Source organism: uncultured Sphingobacterium sp., assembly GCF_964277905.1.
GTDB classification, from domain to species: Bacteria; Bacteroidota; Bacteroidia; order Sphingobacteriales; family Sphingobacteriaceae; genus Sphingobacterium; species Sphingobacterium siyangense.
Genome location: NZ_CAXYKD010000017.1, coordinates 14,232 through 28,889 on the forward strand (window position 1 = coordinate 14,232; position 14,658 = coordinate 28,889).

Below are 14,658 nucleotides of genomic sequence, written 5' to 3' on the forward strand. Positions count from 1 at the left end.
GGTTTTTTATTATTATGTTGAGAGAACCTTGAACTGATCTTGTTATTATGAACATCTTTAGTTACCTGTTACATCTATTTTCAATATAATCGTTCAGCCTTAGCTTAATATCCTTTTGCGACTTTGTTATGCTTCGGAAAATTGACAGCAATAAATTTATTGGCCGATTTCCAAAACTTCGCCTGTATACGCTTTAGCAGAGACTGTTTTTGTGTAATTCTTTCCAAACGTTCTTTCGCTTCATGCTTGCGCTGGATCTTCTCCCGCAATTCACGTTCTTTCTCTTCGGGATCCCAAAGCATGGCGGTACACATACAGTTTTTACGGTCTTTACTCATCAGGATCTCATAATTCACGCAGCTTTGACAGCCTTTCCAGAATTCATCATCGGAAGTCAATTCGGAATAGGGAACCGGTTCATAGCCCAGTTCTGAATTGATTTTCATCACGGCGAATCCGGTTGTCAAACCAAAGATCTTCGCTTTAGGGTATTTCTCACGTGAAAGCTCAAAGACTCTTTTTTTGATTGCTTTTGCCAAACCGACTTTTCTGAATTCGGGATTGACAATCAAACCTGAGTTAGCGACATAATCACCATGCCCCCAAGTTTCTATATAACAAAAACCTGCCCATCGGCCATCTCTATGTAAAGCAATCACTGCTTTACCTTCATTCATCTTGTTGGCAACGTATTCTGGTTTACGACGCGCAATACCAGTACCACGAGCCTTTGCAGACTCGAACATTTCGTCGCAAATAACCTCTGCATAATGTGCATGCTCAGGTTTAGCCGGGATAATTAAAAAATCTGATATAGTCATTGACTTACGACCCTAATAATAAAACAACAACTACTGTCGTGTTTTGTTACTAAATAAATTAAAATAATGGATTCAAAACCATCGGACAATCATGGTCTTGCTTGGAAAGATTCACTACCTCAAATCAAGCCCGAGGTAGTATAGGTCGTCGGAGGCGTAAAACAGGTATTTCTACAAAAATGAAAGCACAAAAGACCTTCTTCATAAACTTCTCAAAAGTTTGAATATAAGAATAATCGTTCTTTTTGTTCTGTTTCATTTTTTTATGCTCTGTCAATTGTTTCTGACGATGCAAATGTATAAAAATATTTTTTTCTTTTCCACAATATTCTCATTGATTTTTTGCAAAAATTAAAAATTTACAATCCACCGTCAAAACCTTCCTGCAAGCTTCATTTTCAAGCAATTAATCCACAACAAGTCGGTAATAGAACGATCACATTAGCGATATTAATTTGACAATAAAACGGATAAAGGTTTAAGGCTTTATCAATTGAAATTGTTGTTTTTTCTATCGGTTCGTTATTTTTAGTCAAAAACGATACTTTTGTAGGGATCATTTAATGGAGAATAGTATGTCACCGAGTTTAATTTTCTATATTATTTTTGCCGTCCCTTACATTATCTTTATGTATTGGCTCGTCAAACAGGACAAACATAAATATGCCTGGGGAATAGCAATCATTACTATTGTTGCCCTATTAGCGATCTACGTATCGCAGAAAGCCAGTAAAGTGGCCATGGACAATTATCAACAGCATCAGATCGACTCTAGAGAGATCGAGCGGGAAGAGCGTTTACAAAAACAACAGGATAGCATTAATCATGCTCAATAATAAAAAAGCGGCTAATGCCGCTTTTTTATTATTCGTTTGTATAATTTGGAATAATCCCTTCCAATTTAAAGAGAAAAGCATATTCCAATGCAATTTCCTTTAAATAGTCAAATCGACCTGATGCCCCACCATGACCATAATCCATATCTGTTTTTAAAAGTAAAACCGCGTCTCCTATTTTAGTAGCTCTCAGTTTTGCTACCCATTTTGCTGGTTCAAAATACTGCACCTGACTATCGTGCAGCCCGGTTGTGACCAATAAATTAGGGTATTCTTTTGCTTCAATGTTTTCATATGGAGAATAGGCCTTCATATAATAATAGGCTTCCTTCTCATTGGGGTTACCCCATTCATCATACTCATTTGTAGTCAACGGTATTGTATCATCCAACATGGTATTCACCACATCTACAAATGGTACCTGAGCGATTATGCCATGATATTGCTCAGGCGCAATATTAGCGATTACACCCATCAGCAAACCTCCAGCACTTCCCCCTTGCGCATAGAGATGTTCGGGCGTACAATACTGTTGATCAATCAGGTATTTACCACAATCCACAAAATCATAAAAGGTATTCATCTTGTGCATCATTTTTCCATCTTCATACCATTGGCGCCCCATTTCCTCACCGCCTCTGATATGTGCCAAGGCATAGATAAATCCACGATCCAACAGACTCAGTCGATTACTCGAAAAAGTGGGATCCATCGACGCACCATAAGATCCGTAGGCATATTGCAATAATGGAGCTGAACCATCAAGTTTGGTTCCCTTTTTATAAACAATAGAGATGGGCACTTGAACACCATCTCTTGCTGTTGCAAAAACACGTTCGGTGATATACGCGGTTTGGTCATACCCTCCCAAAATCTCCTGTTGCTTTAATAATATTTTCTTCTGCTTAGCCATATCATATTCATAGACTGAGCTTGGTGTCACTAAAGAAGTATAACCATATCGTAACTTATCACTGTTGTATTCAACATTAATACCTGGATATACCGTATAGGCAACTTCTCCGAAATCCAAATAGTGCTGATGCTGACTCTTTAAATTATAAATTGCCAATTGGGTCAATCCATTTTTCCTTTCAGCAATCGCCAGAAAATCCTTAAACTCTTCAATATCGCTGACCAATACATCCGGTCGATGGTCTATGAATGGCTGCCAGTGGCTGCGATCTGTACGATCTAAGGGACATTGCATGATTCGGAAATTAATAGCCCCATCATTAGTCAGTATTAAGAACCGATCTTCCAATGCAACAACCGAATAGAGAACATCCTGTATCCTAGGCTGAAAAATACGAAATTCCGATTGCGGTGAGTCAGCATTTAATAACCAAATTTCTGAGGACAGTGTCCCTTCAGAATTGATCATAACATATTTTCCATTTTTGGATTTACCCACTCCGATATAATTTGTGTTATCTTTTTCTTCATACACAAGCACATCTGCTGCCGGATCGCCACCCAGTGTATGTCGCATAATCTTTTCACTAAGCAAGGTAACAGGATTCTTGGCCGTATAGAACAAGGTTCGATTATCATTTCCCCAAATAGCGGCTCCCTCTGTATTCTTTATATGGTCGGGAAAGATTTCTCCGGTCTCGATATTTTTGATAAATATGGTATATTCTCTCCGAGAGACAGTATCCACACTAAAGGCAAGTAAACGATTATCCGGACTAACAGAAAATCCTTTTGCCGTATAATATGCATGCCCTTCGGCAAGCTGATCTACATCCAACAGCACTTCCTCTTCGCCTTCCAGTGTCCCCTTTTTCCGACAGAATTTAAAATATTGTTTTCCCTCTTCTGTCCGGCTATAATAATAGTAGCCATTTTTGTAATAAGGCACAGACTCGTCCTTTTCCTTAATCCGGGATTTCAATTCATGAAAAAGATTTTCCTGTAAATCTTCCGTATCTTGAAGCATTAAATTGGTATAATTGTTTTCCTCTTCCAGGTAGTCAATAACTTCTTGCGATTTTTCTCCTTTTTTAAAGTAATCAATCATCCAGTAATAATCATCTTGCACAGCATCATCATGTGTCTTTCTGACATGGGGGTAAACTGTTGCCACTGGGGCCATCACGTTAGGCCAAACTATTTTCTTATTTTGTTGCATTCGTTTTCTTATACGCTACTCAATATACATACTTTCTTATTCTGCTACCTGGATCAATCAACTAACACAGGAAACTCCTTGAAATGGTTTGAATTTAAGATATTTCGTCAACAATTTGCTAAGAGATATGGATTATAAATACTTTTAATAAAAATTAACAGTTCAGAAGAGGCATTAGCATTATCTTTGCTATTCTGCTATAGGCAGGAATATGCGAGCTTACAAGCGCATGAAGAAAATTTAAATAAACAGGAGAGAATAACCAGGTGGACCGCGTTCTTTGAAACAAATGAAAGCGGAACACCTATCAAGAATTTTGTACATATGAATTTAAGAAAATTACTATATCTACTTACTTTGGGCGCATTGCCCCTTATCTCTTTCGGACAATCCGATACCATTCCAGCAAATTGGTTCAATTTAGATTATAAAACAGATGGGGTCATGGGAATCAGTACCGAAAAAACGTATAAAACGTTATTGAAAGGAAGAAAATCCACTCCAATCATTGTTGGGGTATTGGATGGAGGTGTTGATGTTTATCACGAGGATCTCAAAGATGTTGTATGGCTCAATGTGAAGGATAGTCTTGCAAACGGTATAGATAATGATGGCAATGGTTATATCAATGATAAATATGGCTGGAATTTTATTGGAAACGCCGATGGAAAGGATGTTCAGTTCGATAACCTGGAATTGACAAGACAGCTTAGGGTTCTGGACAAAAAGTTTGCAAACATCACAGCAGCAACAGAACTCAATGAAACTGATCGAAAAGCTTTCGCTAATTATCAAAAGATGCTTGCCAAATATAAAAACAAGCTAGAAGAAGCTAAGATGGGTCAATTTTCCTACGATGCGCTCAAACGCAACATAGACGCTGTGGTACGTGAAATAGGTAAAAAGCCCGAAGATATCACACAGGAGGATATAGACAATTTCAAAGCAACCACAAACACGCAACGTATCGCACTTGGCTATGCAAAGGATGAAATCAACAACGGCGGCTTCGCCAAATTTTTTGATGATATCACCGAAGGTGCAAAATATTTCAACAATCAAGTTGATTATCATTTAAACAAAGCATACGATTCTCGACCTATTGTTGGAGATAATTATGAAGATGCTTCAGAGCGACATTATGGCAACGCGGACGTAAAGGGACCGGACGCATTACATGGTAGCCATGTCGCTGGAATCATTGGTGCAAAACGTAATAATAATATTGGTATCAACGGAGTAGCGGACAATGTTAAAATACTCACAGTTAGACTTGTCCCTGATGGTGATGAGCGTGATAAAGACGTCGCAAATGCCATTCGCTATGCAGCAGACAATGGCGCCAAAGTACTTAACATGAGCTTTGGAAAAAGTTATGCCTATAATAAACAGGCGGTAGATGATGCCATCAAATATGCTGAATCCAAAGATGTCCTGATGGTACATGCCGCAGGGAATGACAGTGAAGATAACGATATAGAACCTAATTTTCCGATGAAGTATTATACAGATGTAAAAGGTGATACAACCGGGGTTGCTAATGCTTGGATCACAGTGGGTGCAACCGGCCTTCATTTGGACAATGAACTATTAGCCGATTTTTCCAATTATGGTAAAAAAACTGTCGATGTTTTCGCGCCTGGTGTCCACATCAACTCTACCGTACCGGATTCCAAGTATAAAGAAGAACAGGGCACAAGTATGGCTGCTCCCGTTGTCGCTGGTCTGGCCGCTATGATTCGTTCATATTACCCTAATTTGAGCGCTGTGGAAACGAAACAAATTATTATGGAATCAGTAGAAAAGCCGAATCAACTGGTGCAGATAAAAGTTGGTGAAGATGCCAGCAAAACGGTTCGATTAGCAGACATTTCGGTCACTGGAGGAATCGTTAATGCGTATAACGCTATTATAAAAGCGGAGGAATATACTAACAGAAAGAAAAAATAAATATTTTCTCGTTTTTTATACCAAAACTATCTTTTGTCCGTTTAATTAATTAACTTACAGAGACAAAACAACAGATGCTTATGGTAGAAAACTTTACCCAATCAGAAAACGAAGTTCAAAATTTGCTAACCCAAAACGAGAAGGTAATGACAGACGAGGACATAGAAAATGAATTGAAACTTCAATTACCAAAAATGTTGCTTCATCCAAGCAAAAGATGTATAGAGAATATCCTTGCATATTCTAAACAACTAGAAAAAAGAAAGGCCTAATCTGGAGATTAGGCTTTTTTTCACCTTACGATATGTATGATCAGCTATAGTGTAAAACAGCTGCGACTCGCCTTACCTTCCGCAAACTAAAATCAGATTATTCTCCTTTTACTAGGTTTCAAAATTTCTTTTTTGATGGAAATTTTGGCTAGTTTTGAACCGATGTTAAAACAAGAACGATACAAGGCTTTCGTAGATTATTTCTCCAAAAATAGTCCTGACGCACAGACAGAACTCAACTATAGTAATCCATTTGAATTACTGGTTGCCGTTATTTTATCTGCACAGTGTACAGATAAAAGGATCAACCAAGTCACGCCCAAATTGTTTGCACGCTACCCAGATGCACACAGCTTGGCAGCTTCCAGCGTAGACGAGGTGTTTAGCTACATACGATCTGTAAGCTATCCGAATAACAAGGCCAAACACCTTGTGGGGATGGCTCAGCTACTGATTGAAAAGTTCGACAATATTGTACCCGAAAAAATTGAGGATCTTGTGAAACTTCCAGGTGTAGGTCGAAAAACTGCTAATGTCATTTCCTCTGTTGTTTATCATAATCCCGCTATGGCCGTAGATACCCATGTTTTTCGTGTTGCAAACCGTCTTGGGCTAACTTATCGTGCAACAACACCATTAGCTGTGGAAAAACAATTGGTAAAAAATCTACCTAAAGATACGATTGCCATTGCCCATCATTGGCTTATCTTACACGGGCGTTATATATGCCTGGCCCGAAAGCCACTGTGTGAGAAATGCCCTATCACTTATATGTGCAAATACTTTGAAAAAAATCACCATATAAAAAGTGTCTCAGCTATACTAGAGACAAAAAACTAATTTTTTTAGTGAAAATATTTGGTTTATGATTTTTAATTTTTAATTTTGAGAAATATATACTAAAAATATGAGCAACACAGATAAACTAAAAGCTTTACAGCTGACGTTAGATAAATTGGAAAAGAACTTTGGAAAAGGTTCAATTATGAAATTAGGTGATACTGCTGTTGAGCCGATCGAAGCTATTTCTACAGGATCTCTAGGCTTGGATATCGCCTTAGGAATTGGCGGTGTACCAAAAGGCCGTATCATTGAAATATATGGACCTGAATCTTCAGGTAAAACTACCTTAGCAACGCACATTGTTGCCGAAGCACAAAAAAAAGGCGGTATTGCAGCAATCATTGATGCTGAGCATGCTTTTGATAAATATTACGCTCAAAAATTAGGCGTAGATGTAGAAAATTTATTGATTTCTCAACCAGATAATGGTGAGCAAGGTTTAGAAATTGCTGATAACCTAATCCGTTCTGGTGCAATCGACGTTATTGTTATTGACTCCGTTGCGGCTTTGGTGCCAAAAGGTGAGATCGAAGGCGAAATGGGTGATTCTAAAATGGGGCTTCAAGCTCGTTTGATGTCACAAGCTTTACGTAAGTTGACAGGTACAATTTCAAAAACAAACTGTTGTTGTATTTTCATCAACCAATTGCGTGAAAAAATTGGTGTGATGTTTGGCAACCCAGAAACAACAACTGGTGGTAATGCATTAAAATTCTACGCTTCTGTACGTTTAGATATCCGTCGTACATCACAAATCAAAGATTCTGATGAAGTATCGGGTAACCGCGTAAAAGTGAAGATTGTAAAAAATAAAGTAGCACCTCCGTTCCGCATAGCGGAATTTGATATCATCTTTGGTGAAGGTATCTCTAAAGTAGGTGAAATCATTGATCTAGGTGTTGAATATGGTATTATTAAAAAAGCAGGCTCTTGGTTTAGCTATGGTGAGACCAAATTAGGACAAGGTCGAGATGCTGTTAAAGCCTTATTATTTGACAATCCAGATTTAATGGACGAACTTGAAGCTAAAATCCGTGCTGAAGTGACAGGAGAAGATCCAATGCTTAACATCGAGGAAAACGAAGACTAGTTGCTGTAAAAATTAGTATAATGTAGGTAGCCATCCTGTTTAGGGTGGCTATTTTTTTTACGAAAATTCAAGTGCTTAGATGATTATTTTGTTACATGTCCAAAGTTTTCAATTTGTACTAATAGATTTTATTAATTTTAGCAGGTCGAGCTAAAAACGCCTGACATCCAAATGCTAAACTTAATATAAACAATGAATCGTAAACTAATTCTATTTCTTTTAATACTGCTAGGCTCAGTATTTCATCTACAAGCACAAACGATACGCATACTCTCCTTTAATATCCACCACGGAAACCCACCCACCGAAAAAGAATCAGTTATCAACCTTGACACAATTGCCAAAATTATTAAAAATTCAAAAGCTGACCTCGTAGGTCTTCAGGAAATAGATGTCAATCTCGGTAGATCATATTTTGAAAATCAAGCCAAAAAATTAGCCGAATTAACAGGCATGCACTATATATTTTCCAAAGGGATAGACCTGGATAAAGGTGAATATGGTACCGCCATCTTATCAAAAAATCCAATTGAACGTGTAGAGAAACACTTTCTACCTTCCCCTGTCGAAAGCGAAACACGTAGTTTATCTGTAATCGAAGTCACGATACACAAAAAGAAACTCTTATTTGCAAATACACACCTTGACTTGAAAGACAAAAACAAAATCGAACAGGCAAAATTCATCACCCAGCGTTTCAAAAACGAAAAGCTACCCACCATCCTTGTCGGTGACTTGAACTCCGAACCCAATGACCCAGCGATTACTGAACTTAGCAAAATATTCACAAAAAGCAGCATTGCTAACGGATTTACGTTTCCTCAAGATAAACCTACTACTGAAATCGACTATATCATGATCAATACAACATCTGCCGCAAAGTTCTCCAACCACCGTATTCTGGACGAACAATACGCCAGTGATCATCGGCCATTATATGTCGAGATAAACATTAAATAACCACTTGTGACCTTTAAATATGAATTTTAACAGAAGAAGATTTTTGGAAGCCCTAGCACTGGCTGGGATTACACTGCCCAATATCAGCATAGCGCAAGAAAACAGTTCAAACGAAATTGAAAACGAGTTTAGCTTTGTCGTACCTGCCTATCTACAAAATCAAACCGAAACAGGAATCAGTATTTTTACGATTTTGAGCAAAGATGCCTTTGCTTGGCTCGAGATTCTCGACAACACTGGGAATGTCCAAAAAAAGATCTACCAATCCGAGGATGGGATGATCAATGCCAATACTGATTTCTTTCATTTTACGATTGAGGACGCACCCCGATCGTTTCGCTATCGCATCAAGGCGAAGGAAATCCAAAAATTCGATCCTTATAAAATCGTATACGGTCAAGAAATAGAAACTCCTATTTTCGAGGCTAAATTAGCCAGGAGCAATCAAGAGCAGATTCGATGTCTGGTCTATAACGATGTACATGAGGAAAAAAGCAGCTATCGTGACCTTATTCCGCGTCAGGATATTTCACCCTACGATTTTTTTGTACTGAATGGTGATTCCTTCCATTATGTCACCAATCAGCAAGATATTACAGAGAAACTACTAAAGCCAATTGAATTTTTTGCGACAAGCAAACCATTCATTATGAATCGGGGAAACCATGAGACAAGGGGATCCTTCGCACGTAATTTCAAACGATATTTTGGTTATCCTGACAACAAGTATTACCAGGCCTTTAAAAGAGGTCCTATTTTTTGGATCATGCTGGACAGTGGCGAAGACAAGCCTGACAATCATGAGGTATACGCCGGAACAGTCGATTATGATAACTACAGAAAAGAACAGGCTAAATGGCTGGAAAAGGTTCTACAATGCAAGGAAAGAAAGAGTGCACAACACACTGTTGTCATTAGCCATATACCGATTTTTCATTCGGATGACTGGCATGGCACCTTGGATAACAGAGCATGTTTCCATCCCTTGTTTCAGAAATATAAAATTGATGCCATGATCTCTGGTCATACACATCAATATGGCTACTACCCTGCAGATAAAGACCACAATTATCCTGTATTTATAGGCGGAGGTCCAAAAGTTGGGAAAAGAACTATCATCGATGTAGCCGGGAACAACAAGTCATTGAACATACGGATGACTAGAGACGATGGTACAGAACTGGGATTATTTAAGAAATAGAAAAGGGCGCTTGATAAGCGCCCTTTTCTATTTTGATTGAAGAAAGCTCCTATGCGAGCTTCCTTATTCTCCCTTTTCCAAGAAAGGGTATCTATAATCTGTATCTGGATTAAATGTCTCTTTGATTGTACGAGGAGACACCCAACGAAGCAAATTGATCATTGATCCCGCTTTGTCGTTTGTACCCGAGCCTCTAGCACCACCAAACGGTTGTTGACCTACAACAGCACCTGTACACTTATCATTCACGTAGAAGTTACCAGCGGCATGTCTCAATTTATCTGTTGCTAAATTAATCGCATAGCGATCTTGCGCAATGATTGATCCCGTCAAGGCATAAATAGATGTTGTGTCAACAATATCTAACGTTTCTTCAAACTTAGCATCCTCGTAAACATATACGGTCAGGACTGGTCCAAACAATTCCTCAACCATTGTCTCGTAATCTGGTTTTGAAGCCTCAATGATTGTTGGATGAATGAAATATCCTTTAGATTTATCGTATGTACCACCAACTACAATTTCTGCGTCATTAGATTCTTTAGCTCTGTCGATATACTTCGCTAATTTATCAAATGACTTCTCATCAATTACAGCATTGAAAAAGTTTGTAAAATCTTCTGTTCCACCGATTGTAAAAGAATTTACGTCAGTAGTCATAGATTCTTTCAATGCAGGCCACAACGATTTAGGAATGTATGCACGTGATGCAGCAGAACATTTTTGACCTTGGTATTCGAAAGCACCACGAACCAAAGCTGTATTTGCAGCTTTCAAATCGGCCGAAGGGTGTACAACGATAAAATCCTTACCACCAGTCTCACCAACAATACGTGGATACGTTTTATAACGGTGGATATTGTTACCGATCGTCTTCCAAATATCCTGGAAGACTCCTGTTGAACCAGTAAAGTGGATACCTGCAAAATCTGGGTGTTGGAAAATCACATCACCAGCGTCAGGACCTGAAACATAGACCAAGTTGATAACACCATCCGGAAGACCAGCTTCACGGAAAATTTTCATCAATACATTTGCTGAATAGATTTGGGTATTGGATGGTTTCCATACCACAACATTACCCATCATTGCGACACAGGAAGGTAGATTACCCGCAATCGCTGTAAAATTGAATGGAGTCAATGCAAATACAAAACCTTCAAGAGGACGTTGTTCTACACGGTTCCACACACCTTTACCTGATATAGGAGGTTGTTGTTTATAGATTTCGCTCATGTATTGTACATTGAAACGCAAGAAATCCACAATCTCACATGCCGAATCAATTTCTGCCTGATATGGGTTCTTCGATTGTCCCAACATTGTAGCAGCATTCAACTCATAACGGTATTTACCTGAAATCAATTCAGCAGCTTTTAAGAATATCGCAGCACGATCTTCCCAAGTAAGATTTTCCCAATCCTTTTTCGCCGCTAAAGCTGCATTGATTGCATCTGTTACATGAGATTTATCGCCTTGATTGTATTGACCTAAAATATGTTGGTGGTCATGTGGAGGAGCTAAGTTTACTTTTTTAGAAGTAGTGATTTCTTTACCACCAATATACATTGGGATATCGATTTGTTTCGAACGTGCCTCATCAATTGCTGCTTTCAACAATTTACGTTCTTTCGTTCCGACAGCGTATGTGTACACCGGTTCGTTGGTAGGAACAGGAACTGTAAAAAATCCTTTAGACATATTACAATTATTAATTATTCATCCAAAAAATACTATTTATGAATCATGAAGGGATCAAGTTTGTTCATTCCATTATGTTCATCAGAAACCATGGTTTCAACCTGTTAGCATGACACTAAATAGCGTTAATAGAAGTAAAATTACCTCAAATTTTATGAATACCCAAAGTTACTGTCCTTCTTTGAGCACCTTGGAAAAGATACGTTTAAATTTTTCCAATTTCGGTTTAATCACCAATTGGCAGTATGGTTCTTTTCCATTTAATCTATAATAATCTTGATGATAGTCCTCTGCTGGATAAAATACGGTTGCCGGAACTACTTCGGTTACAATAGGTTTATTGAAAACATGCTCCTTTTCTAACGTCGAAAGATAATATTGCGTCTTATCAAGCTGCTCTTTATTGTGCACAAAAATAGCCGAACGATATTGGGTGCCAACATCATTTCCCTGACGATTGAGCTCCGTTGGATCGTGTGCTACAAAAAAGGCCTCCAATAGTTTATCGTAGCTGATCACTTTTGGATCAAAAATAATATTGGTTGCTTCCGCATGCCCTGTACTCCCGGTACAAACCTGCGCATAACTTGGGTTTGCTACCCATCCACCGGTATATCCCGAAACCACATGTACAACACCCTCTAACTCCTTAAACTGTGCCTCAGTACACCAAAAACATCCTGCAGCAAATGTCGCCGTATCCAAACTCGCCGTATTTTTTTCAGGTAATTTGGTGAAATCAGGTTTCTTTACCCGATGCCCCTGCTGCTGCCCCTGGCAGGAGTTCAATACAAAAAGTGCTGTTAAAAGTATCAGAATATTTCTCATAAATAATTACCCTTCTTCTTTCCTTTTATGTTCCCTGAATTATTGGAGTTAAATTCATGCCCTATAAACAAATACCAACTAGGTTTTGTTTATAAAATAGAAAAGCGACAATAATAACTTATTGTCGCTTTTCTATTGTTCTATCAAATGATCAACTATTTAGCTGCAGCATAGTTTTGTGCTACGGCATCCCAATTGATAACATTAAAGATTTCCTCTAAATACGCTGGACGCTTATTTTGGAATTTCAAATAATAAGCATGCTCCCAAACGTCGATACCTAAGATAGGCGTACCTTTTACCTCAGCAACATCCATCAATGGATTGTCTTGGTTTGGTGTAGAAGTTACTGCAAGTTTACCATCAGCACCAACAATTAACCAAGCCCATCCTGAGCCAAAACGAGTGGCACCAGCAGCTTGAAGTTGTTTTTTCAACTCATCAAATGAACCAAATGTAGCATTGATTGCTTCAGCTAATTCACCTGTTGGAACTCCACCTGCATTTGGGCCTAAAACCTTCCAAAACAAAGAGTGGTTGTAGTGACCACCACCATTATTACGTACGGCTGCGCTGTATTTACTTACATTTTTAATAATATCCAATAGGGATAAGTTTTCTGCGTCTGTTCCTGCGATAGCTTTATTTAAGTTATCCACATATGCCTGATGGTGTCTGTCATGGTGGATTTCCATTGTAGTTTTGTCAATATGTGGTTCCAATGCGTCGGCTGCGTATGGTAACGCTTCTAATTCAAATGCCATATCTATTTTAATTTAAATGTTTATTACTTCGTTTATACATACAAATATAACACAATATACACGGTTATGTTTTTATGTGTTACAATAAATCCATTATTTCCCTACCGTTTTTGACGAAAAAATGATTTTACCAAATCAGCACATTCTTCCTGCAAAACGCCATGTGTAATGACAGTTTTGGGGTGTAATATTTTATCGTGAAAATGGGAATAGCCACGCTTTTCATCTTTGGCTCCATAGACTATTTTACCAATATGTGTCCAATAGGCCGCTCCGGCACACATAATACAAGGCTCAATGGTAACGTATAATGTACATTCATCCAGGTATTTGCCCCCAAGGTAATTTGCTGCTGCTGTAAAAGCCTGCATTTCAGCGTGAGCTGTCACATCATTCAATCGCTGCGTCAAATTATGACCTTTCCCTATAACACGTCCTCGATGAACAATAACTGCCCCAATAGGCACCTCTCCCTCTTGGTAAGCGACCTTAGCTTCATTCAATGCCATACGCATGAACGACTCGTCACTATCGATGAGTTGTGTTCCTTCAAAATCTATAAATGTCATGGTACAAACTTAACTAAGTTTAGATCCATTTGGTAATTTTTTGTCGACAGATGTCAAAATAATATCTCCATTTTCGTCCGGAAATCCGGTCACTAGACACTCAGAAAAGAAATTAGCGATCTGCTTTTTGGGAAAGTTCACAACTGCGACAACTTGCTTCCCAATCAACTCCTCTTTGTTGTAGTGTACTGTAATCTGGGCACTACTCTGTAATACACCAATTTCATCGCCGAAATCAAGTTTCAATTGATATGCTGGCTTTTTAGCTCTTGGAAAGTCTTTTGCTTCTAAAATAGTTCCTACCCGTAAATCCACTTTCTCAAAATCGCTCCAACTAATGGCATCACTCATAATCGGTTGCTACTAATATCCTGAATCTCTTTACCTATCGTAAATAAAACATAGGAAGGCTTCCGTCCCAAACGTAAAGACAATCTATTGATCAGTTTATCTTCCTCTCCTGCTTGAAAAGCTAAATCTTCATCACTTAAGTGGTTGTACTTGCGACGGAGTTTTTCTTTGGCTACTTGCCACTGTTCTTCGTTAATTTTCAGCATAACTCAGATTTAGGTATAAAATTTGTATATCTTTACTGAACTGTAAAAGTTTGTTTAAAGATACAATATATACATAAATAAAAGATTATGAAAAAGATTTTACCAGCATTACTTTTGATTTGTGGTAGCGTA

General features: G+C 38.3%; 14 protein-coding genes. 6 read left to right on the forward strand and 8 right to left on the reverse strand.

Features of this window, described 5'->3' with window-relative positions:
- Positions 1–104: 104 nt before the first annotated feature.
- Positions 105–821, reverse strand: a complete 717-nt coding sequence (locus ACHWSC_RS08170; protein WP_070561978.1) for a GNAT family N-acetyltransferase — start codon at positions 819–821, stop codon at positions 105–107.
- A 575-nt stretch (positions 822–1,396) separates the two neighbouring features.
- Between ACHWSC_RS08170 and ACHWSC_RS08175 the strand changes: the two genes are divergently transcribed.
- On the forward strand, positions 1,397–1,657 hold the full coding sequence (locus ACHWSC_RS08175) for a hypothetical protein (RefSeq protein ID WP_120333155.1): 261 nt from the start codon (positions 1,397–1,399) through the stop codon (positions 1,655–1,657).
- A gap of 28 nt (positions 1,658–1,685) precedes the next feature.
- On the opposite strand, the gene ACHWSC_RS08180 is transcribed toward ACHWSC_RS08175, so the two are convergent.
- Entirely contained in the window at positions 1,686–3,791 is a 2,106-nt protein-coding gene (locus tag ACHWSC_RS08180; RefSeq protein ID WP_394676424.1) for a S9 family peptidase, read from the reverse strand.
- Positions 3,792–4,115: 324 nt separating this feature from the next.
- Between ACHWSC_RS08180 and ACHWSC_RS08185 the strand changes: the two genes are divergently transcribed.
- The 5 genes from ACHWSC_RS08185 (at position 4,116) to ACHWSC_RS08205 (ending at position 10,107) form a co-directional block, all read left to right on the forward strand.
- Positions 4,116–5,741: a S8 family serine peptidase gene (locus tag ACHWSC_RS08185; protein ID WP_394676425.1), complete on the forward strand. Its 1,626-nt coding sequence runs from the start codon at positions 4,116–4,118 to the stop codon at positions 5,739–5,741.
- A 434-nt stretch (positions 5,742–6,175) separates the two neighbouring features.
- A complete protein-coding gene (gene nth / locus ACHWSC_RS08190) occupies positions 6,176–6,853 on the forward strand; it encodes an endonuclease III (protein WP_394676429.1) in 678 nt (225 codons plus the stop codon).
- Between the two features lie 67 nt (positions 6,854–6,920).
- The gene (gene recA, locus ACHWSC_RS08195) at positions 6,921–7,946 is read left to right on the forward strand and encodes a recombinase RecA (protein ID WP_046674918.1); all 1,026 of its coding nucleotides are present in this window, start codon (positions 6,921–6,923) and stop codon (positions 7,944–7,946) included.
- Positions 7,947–8,138: 192 nt separating this feature from the next.
- Complete coding sequence (locus ACHWSC_RS08200; RefSeq protein WP_394676426.1) at positions 8,139–8,906, forward strand: endonuclease/exonuclease/phosphatase family protein; 768 nt, start codon at positions 8,139–8,141, stop codon at positions 8,904–8,906.
- Between the two features lie 19 nt (positions 8,907–8,925).
- Positions 8,926–10,107 carry a metallophosphoesterase family protein gene (locus tag ACHWSC_RS08205; RefSeq protein WP_394676427.1) on the forward strand — a complete coding sequence of 394 codons (1,182 nt, stop codon included), beginning with the start codon at positions 8,926–8,928 and terminating at the stop codon, positions 10,105–10,107.
- 63 nt (positions 10,108–10,170) lie between these two features.
- Here ACHWSC_RS08205 and pruA read toward each other — a convergent pair whose 3' ends face one another.
- The 6 genes from pruA to ACHWSC_RS08235 all read right to left on the reverse strand — a co-directional run bounded on the left by pruA (position 10,171) and on the right by ACHWSC_RS08235 (position 14,526).
- Positions 10,171–11,808: an L-glutamate gamma-semialdehyde dehydrogenase gene (pruA, locus tag ACHWSC_RS08210; protein WP_394676428.1), complete on the reverse strand. Its 1,638-nt coding sequence runs from the start codon at positions 11,806–11,808 to the stop codon at positions 10,171–10,173.
- Between the two features lie 168 nt (positions 11,809–11,976).
- Entirely contained in the window at positions 11,977–12,636 is a 660-nt protein-coding gene (gene msrA, locus ACHWSC_RS08215; protein ID WP_182981020.1) for a peptide-methionine (S)-S-oxide reductase MsrA, read from the reverse strand.
- Between the two features lie 155 nt (positions 12,637–12,791).
- Positions 12,792–13,400 carry a superoxide dismutase gene (locus tag ACHWSC_RS08220; RefSeq protein ID WP_088160108.1) on the reverse strand — a complete coding sequence of 203 codons (609 nt, stop codon included), beginning with the start codon at positions 13,398–13,400 and terminating at the stop codon, positions 12,792–12,794.
- Positions 13,401–13,501: 101 nt separating this feature from the next.
- Entirely contained in the window at positions 13,502–13,969 is a 468-nt protein-coding gene (locus ACHWSC_RS08225) for a nucleoside deaminase (RefSeq protein ID WP_088160107.1), read from the reverse strand.
- Between the two features lie 9 nt (positions 13,970–13,978).
- Positions 13,979–14,320, reverse strand: coding sequence for a tRNA-binding protein (locus ACHWSC_RS08230; RefSeq protein WP_075990896.1), 342 nt, complete (start codon positions 14,318–14,320; stop codon positions 13,979–13,981).
- Positions 14,317–14,526 (reverse strand): hypothetical protein, encoded by a 210-nt coding sequence (locus tag ACHWSC_RS08235; protein ID WP_070561956.1) that lies wholly within the window; start codon positions 14,524–14,526, stop codon positions 14,317–14,319. Before ACHWSC_RS08235 ends, ACHWSC_RS08230 begins: the two co-directional genes overlap by 4 nt.
- Positions 14,527–14,658: the final 132 nt, after the last annotated feature.

Bases quoted from the DNA above. Each gene is read 5' to 3' on its own strand.
- ACHWSC_RS08170 (WP_070561978.1), bottom strand. From the start codon at position 821: ATGACTATATCAGATTTTTTAATTATCCCGGCTAAACCTGAGCATGCA.
- ACHWSC_RS08175 (WP_120333155.1), top strand. From the start codon at position 1,397: ATGTCACCGAGTTTAATTTTCTATATTATTTTTGCCGTCCCTTACATT.
- ACHWSC_RS08180 (WP_394676424.1), bottom strand. From the start codon at position 3,791: ATGCAACAAAATAAGAAAATAGTTTGGCCTAACGTGATGGCCCCAGTG.
- ACHWSC_RS08185 (WP_394676425.1), top strand. From the start codon at position 4,116: ATGAATTTAAGAAAATTACTATATCTACTTACTTTGGGCGCATTGCCC.
- nth (WP_394676429.1), top strand. From the start codon at position 6,176: ATGTTAAAACAAGAACGATACAAGGCTTTCGTAGATTATTTCTCCAAA.
- recA (WP_046674918.1), top strand. From the start codon at position 6,921: ATGAGCAACACAGATAAACTAAAAGCTTTACAGCTGACGTTAGATAAA.
- ACHWSC_RS08200 (WP_394676426.1), top strand. From the start codon at position 8,139: ATGAATCGTAAACTAATTCTATTTCTTTTAATACTGCTAGGCTCAGTA.
- ACHWSC_RS08205 (WP_394676427.1), top strand. From the start codon at position 8,926: ATGAATTTTAACAGAAGAAGATTTTTGGAAGCCCTAGCACTGGCTGGG.
- pruA (WP_394676428.1), bottom strand. From the start codon at position 11,808: ATGTCTAAAGGATTTTTTACAGTTCCTGTTCCTACCAACGAACCGGTG.
- msrA (WP_182981020.1), bottom strand. From the start codon at position 12,636: ATGAGAAATATTCTGATACTTTTAACAGCACTTTTTGTATTGAACTCC.
- ACHWSC_RS08220 (WP_088160108.1), bottom strand. From the start codon at position 13,400: ATGGCATTTGAATTAGAAGCGTTACCATACGCAGCCGACGCATTGGAA.
- ACHWSC_RS08225 (WP_088160107.1), bottom strand. From the start codon at position 13,969: ATGACATTTATAGATTTTGAAGGAACACAACTCATCGATAGTGACGAG.
- ACHWSC_RS08230 (WP_075990896.1), bottom strand. From the start codon at position 14,320: ATGAGTGATGCCATTAGTTGGAGCGATTTTGAGAAAGTGGATTTACGG.
- ACHWSC_RS08235 (WP_070561956.1), bottom strand. From the start codon at position 14,526: ATGCTGAAAATTAACGAAGAACAGTGGCAAGTAGCCAAAGAAAAACTC.